The 13,522-nt window shown below is 62.1% G+C and carries 12 protein-coding genes; 5 read left to right on the forward strand and 7 right to left on the reverse strand.

Annotated elements, in window-relative coordinates:
• Positions 1 to 106 precede the first annotated feature (106 nt).
• The 4 genes from SNL23_RS24035 to SNL23_RS24050 all read right to left on the reverse strand — a co-directional run bounded on the left by SNL23_RS24035 (position 107) and on the right by SNL23_RS24050 (position 3,205).
• Complete coding sequence (locus SNL23_RS24035; RefSeq protein WP_003218118.1) at positions 107 to 508, reverse strand: ExbD/TolR family protein; 402 nt, start codon at positions 506 to 508, stop codon at positions 107 to 109.
• Position 509: 1 nt separating this feature from the next.
• Complete coding sequence (locus SNL23_RS24040; protein ID WP_167665676.1) at positions 510 to 1,235, reverse strand: MotA/TolQ/ExbB proton channel family protein; 726 nt, start codon at positions 1,233 to 1,235, stop codon at positions 510 to 512.
• A gap of 50 nt (positions 1,236 to 1,285) precedes the next feature.
• Positions 1,286 to 2,113 (reverse strand): energy transducer TonB, encoded by an 828-nt coding sequence (locus tag SNL23_RS24045; RefSeq protein WP_318303803.1) that lies wholly within the window; start codon positions 2,111 to 2,113, stop codon positions 1,286 to 1,288.
• Between the two features lie 240 nt (positions 2,114 to 2,353).
• Entirely contained in the window at positions 2,354 to 3,205 is an 852-nt protein-coding gene (locus SNL23_RS24050; RefSeq protein WP_167665671.1) for a LysR family transcriptional regulator, read from the reverse strand.
• 106 nt (positions 3,206 to 3,311) lie between these two features.
• Between SNL23_RS24050 and SNL23_RS24055 the strand changes: the two genes are divergently transcribed.
• Complete coding sequence (locus SNL23_RS24055; protein ID WP_167665670.1) at positions 3,312 to 3,773, forward strand: nucleoside deaminase; 462 nt, start codon at positions 3,312 to 3,314, stop codon at positions 3,771 to 3,773.
• The gene (locus SNL23_RS24060) at positions 3,760 to 4,944 is read left to right on the forward strand and encodes a CynX/NimT family MFS transporter (protein WP_318303804.1); all 1,185 of its coding nucleotides are present in this window, start codon (positions 3,760 to 3,762) and stop codon (positions 4,942 to 4,944) included. Before SNL23_RS24055 ends, SNL23_RS24060 begins: the two co-directional genes overlap by 14 nt.
• Here the strand turns inward: SNL23_RS24060 and SNL23_RS24065 are convergent.
• Positions 4,941 to 7,289, reverse strand: a complete 2,349-nt coding sequence (locus SNL23_RS24065) for a TonB-dependent receptor (protein ID WP_318303806.1) — start codon at positions 7,287 to 7,289, stop codon at positions 4,941 to 4,943. The two genes, SNL23_RS24060 and SNL23_RS24065, sit on opposite strands and share 4 nt — an antisense overlap.
• Before the next feature lie 155 nt (positions 7,290 to 7,444).
• On the opposite strand from SNL23_RS24065, the gene SNL23_RS24070 reads away from it, so the two are divergent.
• Positions 7,445 to 8,389, forward strand: a complete 945-nt coding sequence (locus tag SNL23_RS24070; RefSeq protein ID WP_318303807.1) for a LysR family transcriptional regulator — start codon at positions 7,445 to 7,447, stop codon at positions 8,387 to 8,389.
• A 208-nt stretch (positions 8,390 to 8,597) separates the two neighbouring features.
• Entirely contained in the window at positions 8,598 to 10,211 is a 1,614-nt protein-coding gene (locus tag SNL23_RS24075) for an alkaline phosphatase family protein (RefSeq protein WP_318303808.1), read from the forward strand.
• A 132-nt stretch (positions 10,212 to 10,343) separates the two neighbouring features.
• On the opposite strand, the gene SNL23_RS24080 is transcribed toward SNL23_RS24075, so the two are convergent.
• Complete coding sequence (locus tag SNL23_RS24080) at positions 10,344 to 11,249, reverse strand: TauD/TfdA dioxygenase family protein (RefSeq protein ID WP_318303809.1); 906 nt, start codon at positions 11,247 to 11,249, stop codon at positions 10,344 to 10,346.
• Between the two features lie 183 nt (positions 11,250 to 11,432).
• On the opposite strand from SNL23_RS24080, the gene SNL23_RS24085 reads away from it, so the two are divergent.
• Positions 11,433 to 12,353: a LysR family transcriptional regulator gene (locus SNL23_RS24085; RefSeq protein WP_076015537.1), complete on the forward strand. Its 921-nt coding sequence runs from the start codon at positions 11,433 to 11,435 to the stop codon at positions 12,351 to 12,353.
• A gap of 51 nt (positions 12,354 to 12,404) precedes the next feature.
• On the opposite strand, the gene SNL23_RS24090 is transcribed toward SNL23_RS24085, so the two are convergent.
• Positions 12,405 to 13,406: an ABC transporter substrate-binding protein gene (locus SNL23_RS24090; protein WP_076015538.1), complete on the reverse strand. Its 1,002-nt coding sequence runs from the start codon at positions 13,404 to 13,406 to the stop codon at positions 12,405 to 12,407.
• Positions 13,407 to 13,522: the final 116 nt, after the last annotated feature.

Consider the following 13,522-nt stretch of genomic DNA (forward strand, 5'->3'; position numbering starts at 1 on the left):
TAGGTGGCCGTTACCTAAATAACGGATATGTCCCCCCCCGAAAAAGCCAAAAAAAAGGCCGCACCCTGCCAAGGAAACGGCCAAAAAATTGTCGAGGCATTTGAAACTAACGTGCAGTAATCACCGACAGCTTGGTAATCCCCGCGCGCTCGATAGACGCCATGGCTCGCGCCACTTCGCCATAATTAACTCCATCGTCAGCCTGCAGTTGCACCCGAACATCCGGGTCCTTGGCCTTGGCCGACTGCAAGTTGAATTCCAGCAAATCCGGCTGGATTTCATCCTTGTTGATAAACAGTTTGCCCGCAGCATCAATACTCACCACCAGCGGGTCTTTCTGCTCCACCGGCGCCACAGCCTCAGTCTTGGGCAGGTTGATCGGAATCGCATTGGTCAACAACGGCGCCGTGACGATAAACACCACCAGCAGCACCAACATCACATCCACCAACGGCGTGACGTTGATCTCACTCAGCACCTCATCGCTGTCTTGCGTGGAGAAGGCCATCTCAGGACGCCTCCTTCACTTTTTGCACGCCGCCCTGGGCACCGGCTTTGCTCAACGTCGGGTGCAGCAGCACACGGAACGAGTTCTTCTGTGCCAGGCTGTAGAAGTCATGGGCAAAGTCGTCCAGGTCCGCAGCCGTGAGTTTCAGGCGACGCAGGAAGTAGTTGTAAACCAGCACCGCCGGCACCGCGACGGCGATACCCACACCGGTGGCGACCAACGCGGCACCAATCGGCCCCGCCACGGTTTCGAGGCTGGCGGAGCCGGCGGCACTGATGCCTTTCAAGGCTTCCATGATCCCCCAAACGGTACCGAACAGACCGATAAACGGCGACGTACTGCCGATACTCGCGACCACCGCCAGGCCGGTTTCCAGGGAGCGACGCTCACGCACAATTTGTTGGCGCAGTGCACGTTCCAAACGGTCCTGATGATTGATCGCCTGGCTCAGGTCAGCAGCGTGTGGCGCCTCACCCACCTGAATCGCGGCGTAACCGGCCTGGGCCACACGAGCGGCAGCGCCCGGCCTGGTTTCCGCCAGTTCAGCGGCCGAATCCAGACTGGAGGCCGCCCAGAACTGTTTATGGAATTTGCGATCCTGGGACTTGAGGCGGCCGAACTGGACGCCCTTGAGCAGGGCCAAGCCCCAGGTGGCGACCGAAAAAACCACCAGCAGCCAGATCACCGCGCTTTCGATGGACTCAGTTGGAGATGCTAATGCCATGATGTATTCCCTCTGTGCAGGTCGCGATGTGTCCAACACACCGCATCCAATAATTAATGAATCTTGAAATCGATCGGTACGCTGACCCAGCCGTCCTGGGCCACATCGCCCTGCTTGGCCGGTACAAAACTCCAGCGCTTCACGGCAGCCAGTGCGGCGTCGTCGAGCTGCTGGCGACCACTGCTTTTCTGAATCTGGATCTCACCCGGTTTGCCGGTGGCCAATACATGCACCCGCAACAACACCGTGCCTTCCCAACCCCGGCGCTGGGCCAGTGACGGGTATTCGGGCGCCGGGTTCTTCAGGTACGCGGCGTTGGCCGAGGCCGGTGTTACCGGCGCTGGCGCAGGCGGTGCGGGTGCTGGAGCCGGTGGCGCAGGTACAGGCGGCGCGGGCGGCTGCTCAGCGACCGGTTTCGGTGCGGGCTTGGGCACAGGCTTCGGTACCGGCTTGGGTTTCGGAATCTTTTTCGGCGCCGGCTTGGCGGCCAATTCATCAACCACCGGTGGCGGTGGCTCGACAACCGGTGGTGGCGGCGGTGGCGGCACGGGCGGTGGCGGCTCCACAACCGGCGGCGGCTCCACAACCGGCGGCGCCGGCTGGGAAAATTCGATCGTCATTGGCGGAATTTCCGGCGGCACAATCGGCAGCACCGGGGTTGGCTTCTGGCTGACCCAATAGATCACCGCACCATGCAAGGCCAACGCGAGAATCCCCAACAGGATCGCTTCACGCCGACTCAGCACACCCTTGGGGGTTTTCTGCGTACGCAACTGCCCCAACGGCGCGCGATGCGGCCGGCCAAGGTCGACCAACTCACCACCCGGTGCGTGGCGCCATTGCGCCTCTTGTGCACTGGCGGCGGTCTGGACATTGCCCATTGATTAACTCCCCTGCGGTCTTAAGCAAAAAAACCGACGGGCCTGCCTTGGCGGCCGTCGAGGGCTGAATCATCGGGGCCAGACGCTTATCTCTTAAAGTAATCTTTAAAGTTATAGATAGATCCAAATTGAATAACCGAAACATCCAGATACGCCAAAGCCACGGCCTGCGCGGGCTGGCGCCGAGGCGTAAAATTCGAATGCTTTTGAGGCATACAAAATATTCGCTGAAGGCATGGCTCAGCGGGGATTGCTGGCACATAAATCCTGCAATTGGCGCAGCAACGCCTGCCCCGCCGCGCCCAGACCATTGCGGCCATACAGCGCCAGCCGCACACCCTGCACCGCCGGCAAACCGCTGTCTGCGCCCAACACCACATGCCCGGGCTGCAAGACCCGCACCGGCAGCAAACTGATTCCCAGCCCCGCCGCCACCGCCGAACACACGCTGGCCAGGCTCGCGCTGGAATAACCGATGCGCCAGCGCCAGCCACCCACCTCCAAGTGATGCAACATTTCATTGCGATACAGGCCACCGGCAGGAAACGCCACCAGCGGCAACGGATCACGTCCCAGAGAGGGCGCACTGCGGCTGTCGACCCAGCACAACGGCTCTGGCCAAGACGCCAGGCAGTCATCACTGTCGCCCATTTGCTTGACCAGCAGCACGTCGAATTCACCGCCGCGATAATCCCGCAGCAACTCCGGCCCCAAGCCGCTGGTGACCTCCAGGCGCACCCGTGGATAAGCCTGCACAAACGCCGACAGCAATGGCATCAAGCGCTCAGCCGCAAAGTCCTCGGGCACCGCGAGGCGCAGCACGCCATCGCTCTGCTGGTTGATCAGCACGTCAGCCGCCTCTTCGTGCAGCGCCAGGATGCGCCGCGCATAAGCCAGCAAGCGTTCACCCTCCACCGTGGCCACCACGCGACGCTGATCACGGTCGAGCACCTGGCTGCCGAGTGCGTCTTCGAGGCGGCGGATCTGTTGGCTGACCGTGGACTGGGTCAGATGCAGGCGCTCAGCCGCGCGGGTGAAATTGCCGCAATCGACGACGGCAACAAAGCTGCGCAATAAGACGGGATCGAACATGAGCCTCACCATTCCATTTGCCACTGATTGGCATGGTTATATTTAATTTCAGAATACTCCGGCGGCTGCCCATACTTCACGCCTCATTGCGCACGAGGGGTTTTCCATGACTGACGATCAGCAGCATCTGCATCACGCCGTGCAACTGGCGAAGGCGAACGTAGCCGCCGGTGGCCGCCCGTTTGGTGCGGTCCTGGTGCGCGACGGCAAGGTGCTCGTGGAAGCGGTCAACGAAATCCACTTGAGCCAGGACCCCACCGCCCACGCCGAGATGCTCGCCATCCGCGCCGCCAGCCAACAACTCGGCCCGCGCCTGGAAGGCTGCGTGATCTACGCCAGCGGCCAGCCCTGCCCGATGTGCCTGAGTGCGATGTACCTGTGCGGCGTGTCCCGCGTGGTATTCGCCGCCAGCAACGAAGTGGCAGCACCTTTTGGCCTGTCGACAGCGGCGATCTACCAGCAAATGACGTTGCCTTTGGCGGAGCAAAAATTGCCCGTGCAGCATCTGCCACAGGCGGCGATGCAAGCCCTTTACGGTGAATGGCAGGCCCTGCATGACGCTGAATAATTCGTTCGCCGGCAAACTCGCCGGCTGGGGTTTGCTGGTAGTGCTGGGCCTGAACCTGCGGCCCATCCTCAGCTCCATCAGCCCATTGCTGGGGGAAATCCGCTTGGCCACCGGGCTGAGTTTCCAGAGCAGCGCCCTGCTCACCAGTCTGCCAGTGATTTGCATGGGGCTGGTGGCGTTGGTGGGTGTGCGCCTGGAGGCGAAGCTGGGAGAACGTCGCGGGATCGCCCTGGGTTTGATGATGATCCTGCTGGCGTGCCTCGCACGCTGGCTGTTTGGCCAGGCGCCGGCGTTGCTGGCCACGGCATTGTTCGGCGGCGCGGGTGTGGCGCTGATCCAGGCGCTGGTGCCGGCGATGATCAAGCGCCAGTTTCACCAGCGCGTGCCGCTGGCGATGGGGGTTTACTCGGCGTCGCTGATGGGCGGCGGTGGCTTGGCGGCGCTGCTCAGCCCGTGGGTGGCGGGGCATTTCCAGCACTGGCAGGCGGGGCTCGGGATCTGGCTGCTACCGGCCCTGGGCGCGCTGTTGCTGTGGGCGTGGCTGCCATTGGGCGCGGCGAAAAACTCGCAGGTGACGGCGCCGTTCCAGGGCCTGCGCAACCGTCGGGCGTGGTTGCTGGCGCTGTATTTCGGCCTGGTGAATTGCGGCTACATGAGCATGGTCGCGTGGTTGCCGGCCTACTATCAGCAGTTGGGTTGGGACGTATTGCCCAGTGGTTCGCTGCTGGCGTTCATGACGATCTTCCAGGTGATCGCCGCGCTGTTGATGCCCGCACTGGCGCAACGCGGCATTGATCGTCGGCCGCTGCTGAGCATCAGCCTGCTAGCCCAGACCGTGGGCTATATCGGCCTGCTGGCAGCGCCGCTGCAATTCCCGCACCTGTGGGTGGCGTTGATCGGCTTCGGCCTTGGGGCGTGTTTTGCCCTGAGCCTGCTGCTGACCCTGGATCACCGCCGCGACCCTCGGGAAGCCGGCCAGCTGGCGGCGTTCGTCCAGGGCGTGGGCTTTTTGATCAACGCCATCTCGCCATGGCTGACTGGCTGGCTGCGGGAACTGACCGGCAGTTTCGTCAGCGCCTGGCTGGTGCTGACGCTGACGGTGGTGGCGATGCTGATACTCACGCGGGTGTTCAGCCCGGCGACTTATCGCCCCGCTCCCGTGGCGGCCTAGAAGTCGTAACGCCCGGTCACCCCAAGCGTGCGCGGGGTGCCCAACAGCCCTTCATACCCCCCGTTACCGCCGGTCCACAGGGTGGTGTAGTAGGTCTTATCGAACGCGTTCTTCAGCCACAACGACACGTCCCACTGCCCCTGCTGGTAGTTACCCCGCAGGCCGGTGGAGAGGTTGACCACCGCGTAGGCCGGGATCTGCCCGTAATCGGAATCCTCCACCGTGCCCACGGCCTTGGAGCGGAACGCATAGCTGGCGGTGACGTAGGGTTCGAAGCCGTTATCCAGGTTCCATTTGTATTCGCCATTGGCGTTGGCGATCCACTTCGAAGCGCCCACCACTTGGTGGCCACTCAAGTCGCACGAAGCCGGCGCGCCCGGGCGCAGGCTGACTTCCGGCGGGCACGGCGCATCTTTGTACGACAGGTACTGCACGTCGTTGTACGAGCCGTTGATGTTGAGCGTCAGGCCCTTGATCGGGATCAGCGTGCTCTCCACCTCCACGCCCCGTGAGCGCACCGAGCCGGCGTTGGTCAGGTACTGCACGCGGTTGCTGTCGTCGTAGGCGTTGGTCTGGTAGCCGTTGACCTGGGTCCAGAACAGGTTGGCGTTGAGTTGCAGGCGGCGGTCCCACAGGGTGCTTTTGAAACCCAATTCGGCATTGTTGGCGCGCTCGGTACCGATCAACAGCGAGTCCGGCCCGGCCGTGGGTGCGGAGCCGACCGCCAGGTTGACCCCGCCGGATTTCTCGCCATGGGACAAGGTGGCGTAGCCCAGCAGGTCGTCGTTGAAGCGATAGCTGAGGTTCAACAAACCGGACGGGCTGGTGCTGTATTGGTTGAGGTCGCCGGAGTCATATGCCCCTGCTCGCCCGCGCCGTGCAGTGGCCGCCGCACCGGTCACCGCAGCGCCGCCAATAGGTGCGTTGCGCGTGACCCAGGCACTTTTCTGTTCATAGGTACCCCGCAGGCCGGCGGTGAAGTCCAGGCGCTCGGTCAGGTGCCAGGTGCCTTGGGCGAACAGCGCAAAACTGTCGGTGCGGATATGCCCGTTGCCCACGCTGCTGACGTTGTTCAAGGCGCCCGTGGGCGTGCCGTTCCAGATGTCGGCCTTGGGCCCGTAATAGGCGAAGGATTTGTTGTCCAGGTCGGAGCCGAAGTAGTAGGCGCCGAGCACGTAATCGAAGAAGCCACCGGTGGGCGAAGCCAGGCGAAATTCCTGGGACCACTGCTTGTCTTCCACCGACACGCCGGCGTTGTAGGAGGCCGGTACATTGAGACCGTCGTCGTTGCGCGGGGTGAAATTCCACCAGCGGTACGAGCTGACTGAGGTCAGGGTGAAGTCGCTGGGCAGCGTCCAGTTGGCTTCCAGCGAAGTGCCGCCCTGAAACACGGTGACGTGCTGGTCGCTGTCAAGGTTGACCTTGCGGTGCGTGCCGTCGACCAGGGTCGCGCCTGCCGCCGCCGCCCGCGATTGATACAGGTTGGTGCCATTGATGGTCGGCCCGGTGCTGTACAGCACGCGGGTGCCGGCGCTGGAATCCTCTTCGTTGTAGTCGCCGATCCAGCGCAGGTTGAACGTGTCGCTGAGCTTGTACAGCAGTTGGCCGCGAAAGCCCTGGCGCGAGCCGCCATTGAGGTCGTGGCCGTCGTACTCGTTCTTGATGTCGCCGTCGCTGCGGGTGCGGTACGCGGAAAAACGTCCCGCCAGATCCTCGGTCAGCGGGCCGGAAATCGTGCCCTTGGTCTGGAAGTAACCGTCCTCGCCCAGTGACGTTTCAATGCTGCGCTCCGGAGTAAAACTCGGCGCACGGGTGCTGATATTGATCACCCCAGCGGTGGTGTTCTTGCCGAACAACGTGCCTTGGGGGCCGCGCAGAACCTCGAGCTGTTCGATGTCCATCAAGTCGAACACGGCCATCCCCGGCCGCCCCAGATACACGTTGTCGATGTACAGCCCCACGCTGCCTTCCAGGCCGTCACTGGCCGGGTTGTTCCCCAGCCCGCGAATCGACACGCTGGACTGACGCGCATGCATGTAGGCGACGTTGACGCTGGGCACCAGCTGCTGCAAATCCTGAATCCGGTAGACCCGCTGGCTCTCCAGGGCCTGGCCGCCGATCACGCTCATGGGCGTGGGCACGTCCTGGGCACTTTCGGTACGCCGCCGCGCCGTCACCGTGACCGTTTCCAACTGTCCACTGGCGTTCTCACCCTTGGGCGCCGGCGCGGGCTCATCGGCCGCCTGGCTGCTGGACCAACCGGCACTGCCCGCCAGCAACAGCGCCATCGGCAGGCGTTTAAGGCGCCAGGGAGAGGGAGGGACAGCGCGATTCAACAGGCTCATAAGCGGCTCCGGTGTCAGGAAATACGCTGGATCGCATATTCCTAAAGGCTATTTATTTATGTTTTTACAAACATTTACTGCATAAGAGATAGCCTTTATAAGGAGTCGACCTAATGCATAGCCAATGCATTTCCCCGATATTTTCAATGTGAAAAATGCATATCGACCTGCGCCAACTTCGCCACTTCATCGCCCTTGCCGAGCAACGCAGTTTTGTCGCGGCGGCGGTGACCGTGAACCTGTCGCAATCGGCCTTCAGCCGCAGCATCCAGGCGCTGGAACTCAGCGCCGGTTGCCAGCTGGTAGACCGTGGCCGCAAGGACCTGGCGCCGACCAAGCAAGGCCAGGTACTGCTCGAACATGCGCGGCGGCTGGTCAGCGGTGCCCAACAACTGGCGAATGAGATCAGCCAGTTCAACGGGCTGGAGGCGGGTGAGCTGCGCTTCGGTTGCGGCCCGGCGCCAGCGGCAGGTTTGATCCCGAGGGCCATCGGCAGTTTTATCGGGCGCTACCCCAAGGCCCGGGTGCAGTTCCAGGTGGACGACTGGCAAAGCCTGAGCAAGCGCCTGCTCAGCGAAGAGTTCGAATTTTTCGTCGCCGACACCCGGCATTTCGAGGCCCACCCGGATTACCAGACCCACCGCTTGCGCCCGCGCAAATGGCACTTCTGCTGCCGCGCCGGGCACCCGTTGGCAGGCCTGGAAAGCGTGACCGCTGCCGAGCTGATGAGCTATCCGCTGGCGGTGACGATTCGCCCGCCGAACCTGCGCAAGGTCATCGTCGACCTCAGCGGCCGACCCGACTACACGCCCAACGTCGAATGCGAAAACGGCTACAGCCTGCTGGGCGTGGTGCTGCGTTCGGACGCTATCGGCATCGTCAGCGCCAACAGCGACGTACTGCACATGGCCCGTGGCGAGCTGGTGTGCCTGCGAATTGAAGGTTTGGCGGAAGACCTGGAGGAGCGCTACACCCGCTATGGGATTGTCAGTCGTGCGGGGTATCGGCTGTCACCGCTGGCGGAGGCGATGATCGAGCAGATCAAGGTGATTGATGAGCAGGATGAAGAGGTGTGCGCGCTGGAGAATTTTGCTGTCTGAGCGACCGCCTTCGCGAGCAAGCCCGCTCCCACACTTCACCGCGTACATCCTGTAGAAACGCGATCGAATGTGGGAGCGGGCTTGCTCGCGAAAGCGTTAGTCGCCAAACAAATGCACTCACTGCATAAAACCCATTCCCCAAATGCACTTGCTTCAAGGCCCGCCAAGCGGCGAAATCGTTCGCCTGTCCTCCGTTCGGTGAAGCCTCATGTCCCAACCCAAACCCGTGCGCAATGTGCTGTACATCATGTGCGACCAACTGCGCCGCGATTACCTGTCGTGCTATGGCCACGCCCATCTGCACACCCCCAACATCGACCGCCTGGCCGCCGCCGGCGTGCGCTTCAGCCGAGCCTACACCCAGGGCACGATTTGCGGCCCGTCGCGAATGTCGGCCTATACCGGGCGCTATGTCAGCAGCCATCAGGTGGCCTGGAACGCGGTGCCACTGCCCCTGGAAGAACTGACCATCGGTGACTATTTGCGGCCCCACGGCATCCGCACCGCACTGGTGGGCAAGACCCACGCCACACCCAATCTCGAAGCCCTGCAACGCCTGGACATCGACCCCGACAGTGCCCAGGCAGAACCGCTGAATGAGGTCGGCTTCGAAGCCTATTTTCGCCACGACGGGATCTTCCCCGACAGCCCGCTGTTCACCGAAAAACGTGAATCCGCGCCCTACACCCACTACTTGCGCGAACAGGGCTACGACGGCACCAACCCCTGGCACGAATGGGCAAACGCGGCGGCCGGTAAATCCGGGGAGATCCTCAGCGGCTGGCACATGCGCAACGCTCACCTGCCCGCGCGGGTGGAAGAACAGCACTCGGAAACCGTCTACACCACCGACCGCGCCATCGACTTCATCACCGAGCAAGGCGAGCAACCGTGGTGCCTGCACCTGTCGTACATCAAGCCGCACTGGCCCTACATTGCCCCGGCGCCGTACCACGCGTTGTATACGGCTGAACATGTACAGGCACCGATTCGGCCAGCGCCTGGAAAGGAAAGTGATCACCCGGTGTACCACGCCTTCCGCCAGCATCAGGAGAGCCTGAATTTTTCCCGGGACGAAGTGCGGCTTAACGTGATTCCGACCTACATGGGCCTGATCAAGCAGGTGGACGATCAACTCGGCCGGCTGTTTGATTTTCTCGAAAGCAATGGCCGCTGGGACGACACGTTGATCGTGTTTACCAGCGATCATGGTGACTTCCTCGGCGATCATTTCCTCGGTGAAAAGGAATTCCTGCTGGAGCCCGCGGTAGGCATCCCGCTGATCGTGCGCGACCCTCGGGCTGCCGCCGATATCAGCCGTGGCTCGGTGGACGAGCGCCTGGTGGAAACCATCGATGCGCTGCCGACATTCCTGCAAGCGCTGGGATTACCCGGTGCCGAACACCGCTTGGAAGGCCGCTCGCTGATTCCGCTGCTGCACGGTGAAAACATCACCTGGCGCCGCTACGCCATCGCCGAATACGACTACGCCTTCCAGGCCCCGGCTCGGGAACGCCTGGACCAGCCCATCGACCGCTGCCGCATGACCATGGTGCGCAGCGAACGCTGGAAATACCTGGCCTACGACGGTTACCGCGCGCAGTTGTTCGACTTGCAGAATGACCCGCAGGAATTGCATGACCTGGGCACCGACCCGGCGCACGCGGATGTGCGCGAGGCGCATCGGGGTTATCTGTTCGAATGGCTGCGAGGCTTGAAACGGCGCACCACCATTAGCCACGCCGAGATTGATCTGCGTGGCCAATGGTTCAGGTATGGAGAGCCGGAAGCGGAGAAGGTGGTGCAGATCGGGGTCTGGTGACCCGAAACGACCGATAAGCTTTTGTGGCGAGGGAGCTTGCTCCCGCTGGACTGCGTAGCAGTCCCATTTTTTTGGGGCCGCTTCGCGCCCCAGCGGGAGCAAGCTCCCTCGCCACAGGGATTTGCGTTGGAGTTATAGACCGCGGGTGGTCTGGCTACGCTGCCCCTGCACGCTCACCGGCACATCGCCCTTGAGCGTTACCCGGCGCACGATGCGTTCTTGGGTGCCATAGTCGTCCACTGCGTAATGCTGGGTGGCGCGGTTGTCCCAGATCGCCACGTCGCCGGTGTTCCAGCGCCAGCGCACGGTGTTCTCCAAGCGAGTGACGTGGCTTTGCAGAAGGTTGAACAGGTGCGCCGAATCCACCTGTGAATAGCCCTTCAGGCGTTTGACGAAGTGCCCCAGCAGCAGGGTCTTTTCGCCGCTGACCGGGTGCACACGCACCACCGGGTGTTCGGTCTCGTAGACCGTCGAGGTGAAGATCTTGCGGTACTCCTCCAGCTTCTCCGGCGACACATCCGGCTTGCGCGCGGCGTAGTCGTATTCGTTGCTGTGCACGGCCCAGAGCTTGTCCGCCAGTTCGCGCAGTTCGGCATTCAGGTCGTTGTAGGCCGCCGCGGTGTTGGCCCAGACGGTGTCACCACCGGAGGCTGGCGCCAGCACCGAACGCAGGATCGAGGCTTTCGGGTAGGCATCAACGAAGGTTACGTCGGTGTGCCACGAGTTGGCGCGCTGGCCACGGGCGCCGTCCAGTTCCAGCAGGAACCGCGTGCCGTCGCGCACCGGTACGGTGGGGTGGGCAATCGGCTCGCCGAGCAAATGGGCGAAGGCTTCCTGGCTCTGGTCATCGAGGTGGGTCTGCTCGCGGAAGAAGATCACCTTGTACTGCACCAGCGCCTGCTGGATGGCTTCGACAGTGGCGGCGTCCAGCCCGCCGGATAAGGTGATGCCACGGATCTCGGCGCCGATGCGTCCGGCCACCGGGTGGATATCCAGCGTCAGGGCGACGGGTTGAACAGCTAGTGCGGCGTTGCTCATGGTGATGACCCTCATGTGCCAGCTTTCGGTTGGGAGTAGCGTGCAACAAGGCTCTATTCATATGCATTTTAGGTCTAGCGAATGAACGAATGCTTCGTTGACGGAATAAGAGCTTGCATTTAAAACCTCAGCTCCCCCGGTCGCAAATGCCTTCGACCTATTTTTAAAATGCCAGGAAAGCATATGGATCTTCGCCAACTGCGCTACTTCATTGCCCTCAACGAGCACCGCAGTTTTGTGCGTGCCGCCGACGCCATGGGCATCACCCAACCGGCGTTCAGCCGCAGCATCCAGGGGCTGGAACAGGAGTTCGGCTGCGTGCTGGTAGACCGTGGCAACAAGGACCTGCGCCCCACGCCCGAAGGCCAGGTGGTGTTGCAACACGCCCTGACCCTGGTGCACGGCGCAGCCTTGTTGAGCAGCGAAGTCACGCGCATGACCAAGCTCGATGCGGGCGAACTGCGCTTCGGTTGCGGCCCGGCGCCGGCGGTGAAACTGGTGCCGGATGCGGTGGCGCGGTTTATCACCGCGCACCCGAAAATCCGCACCAGTTTCCAGGTGGATAACTGGGAAAAACTCAGCCGTAGCCTGAGCCGTGAAGAGATCGAATTTTTTATCGCCGACATCCGCCAGTTCGAGTCCGACCCGAACTTTCAGACCCGGCCACTGACGCCCAAACGCGGGGTGTTTTTCTGCCGCCCGGGGCACCCGCTGCTGGCCAAGGACAGCCTGTCGACCAACGACATGTTTGATTACCCGTTGGCCGCGCCGCTGATTTCCCAAGGCACTCGCAAACTGCTGGCGAATCTCAGCGGGCGCATGGATTTCTCACCGAGCATTCACACCGAACACTTCCCGGCATTGGTGAAGATCGTGTTGCAGTCGAATGCGATTGGCGTGGGCACCGAAGAGGCGTTTGCCGAGGACATTGCCAAAGGTGAGCTGGTGCTGCTGCACTGGCGCAACCTGCCGCAGAACCTGGAGAGCCTGAATGCTCGTTGCGGGATCGTCAGCCGCACCGGTTTTCGCTTGTCGCCGGCGGCGAAGGCGATGATCGAGACGCTGGTGGCAGTGGATCAGCAGGAGGTGAGTGTGGCGGTCTAGTGCACCGCCACACTCACTCCCGCTACGAAGGAAGCTTGCGATAGGGGGCCTTCAGATTCCGGCTGCCGCCAACTTCGGCGCCACCCAATCGCTCACCTGGAACGGCTTGCGGATCAACCGCTGCTGCGAGGCCAGATCCACCTTGTCCTGCAATTTGGCGAGGAACACCGGGTCGAGGGTTGACGGGAATATCTCGCTGAGTTTCTGGTCTTGCAAATCATTGGTGAGAATCACCGGTGGATAACTGGCCAGCCCCGACACCAACTGGATGTAGGCCTGCTTGTTGTTGTCATCGGTCAGCCATTGCACTGCTTGCTGCTGCGCTTTGAGTAGCGTGGCCACGGCTTCGGGATGCTCATCGACAAATTTGCCACTGCCCACCAGCACGCTCTGGATACTGCCGGCGTCGCCCAGGTCCTTGGTGCTCAACGGGATTTCGGCCAGGCCCTTGGCCTGCAATGCGCTCAGGCCCGAACTGCCCCAGGTCGCGTCGATCTGCTTGGCGGCCAGTGCGGCGACGGCGGCGTTGAAGTCCAGGTTGATGACTTTCAGGTCTTTTTCACTCAAGCCCTGGCTGGCCAATGCACTGTCGAATGACAGTTGGCTGGCGGTGCCGCGGAACACCGCAACACGCTTGCCCTTGAGGTCCTGCAGGGTCTTGATGCCCGAACCCGGCACCACCCCAAGATAATGTTTGACGCCTCGGGCGCTGGCACTCAACAGGCGTGTGTCGAGGCCGTTGGATTTGCCGATGATTGCCGCCAGGTCGCCCAGGTAGGCCAGGTCCACCTGGCCATTGGCGAAAGCTTCATTGATCACGGGGCCCGCGCCCTTGAAGAAATTCCACTGGATCTTGATGCCCTGGTCGGCGAAGGCCTTTTCGAAGATCTGCTGTTGGCGCAGCACGTCCACTACACCACCGCCGCTGTGTTGGGTACCGGCGGTGAGGTCGGGCACGGCGATGCGGATTTCCTTAAGGTCGGCAGCCTGCACCAGCCCGGCCAACGCCGTGCCGGCAACGAGGGTGATCAAGCGTTTGAAGGGCAGCTTCATAGGGGGTGCTCCTGAGGGCGGCGGTAGCCTGGGGAGCAGAAAGTAGGCATAAGCGGGTCAAAACTATAAATACTATAAATTCACAATTTAATAGCTTTCAGATCTATAGGCGGCCA

Source organism: Pseudomonas sp. SED1 (genome assembly GCF_034044025.1).
GTDB lineage: Bacteria > Pseudomonadota > Gammaproteobacteria > Pseudomonadales > Pseudomonadaceae > Aquipseudomonas.

What these genes read in the sequence shown, in the direction of transcription:
- SNL23_RS24035 (WP_003218118.1), bottom strand. Translation starts at nt 508, where the DNA reads ATGGCCTTCTCCACGCAAGACAGCGATGAGGTGCTGAGTGAGATCAAC.
- SNL23_RS24045 (WP_318303803.1), bottom strand. Translation starts at nt 2,113, where the DNA reads ATGGGCAATGTCCAGACCGCCGCCAGTGCACAAGAGGCGCAATGGCGC.
- SNL23_RS24050 (WP_167665671.1), bottom strand. Translation starts at nt 3,205, where the DNA reads ATGTTCGATCCCGTCTTATTGCGCAGCTTTGTTGCCGTCGTCGATTGC.
- SNL23_RS24055 (WP_167665670.1), top strand. Translation starts at nt 3,312, where the DNA reads ATGACTGACGATCAGCAGCATCTGCATCACGCCGTGCAACTGGCGAAG.
- SNL23_RS24060 (WP_318303804.1), top strand. Translation starts at nt 3,760, where the DNA reads ATGACGCTGAATAATTCGTTCGCCGGCAAACTCGCCGGCTGGGGTTTG.
- SNL23_RS24065 (WP_318303806.1), bottom strand. Translation starts at nt 7,289, where the DNA reads ATGAGCCTGTTGAATCGCGCTGTCCCTCCCTCTCCCTGGCGCCTTAAA.
- SNL23_RS24070 (WP_318303807.1), top strand. Translation starts at nt 7,445, where the DNA reads ATGCATATCGACCTGCGCCAACTTCGCCACTTCATCGCCCTTGCCGAG.
- SNL23_RS24075 (WP_318303808.1), top strand. Translation starts at nt 8,598, where the DNA reads ATGTCCCAACCCAAACCCGTGCGCAATGTGCTGTACATCATGTGCGAC.
- SNL23_RS24080 (WP_318303809.1), bottom strand. Translation starts at nt 11,249, where the DNA reads ATGAGCAACGCCGCACTAGCTGTTCAACCCGTCGCCCTGACGCTGGAT.
- SNL23_RS24085 (WP_076015537.1), top strand. Translation starts at nt 11,433, where the DNA reads ATGGATCTTCGCCAACTGCGCTACTTCATTGCCCTCAACGAGCACCGC.
- SNL23_RS24090 (WP_076015538.1), bottom strand. Translation starts at nt 13,406, where the DNA reads ATGAAGCTGCCCTTCAAACGCTTGATCACCCTCGTTGCCGGCACGGCG.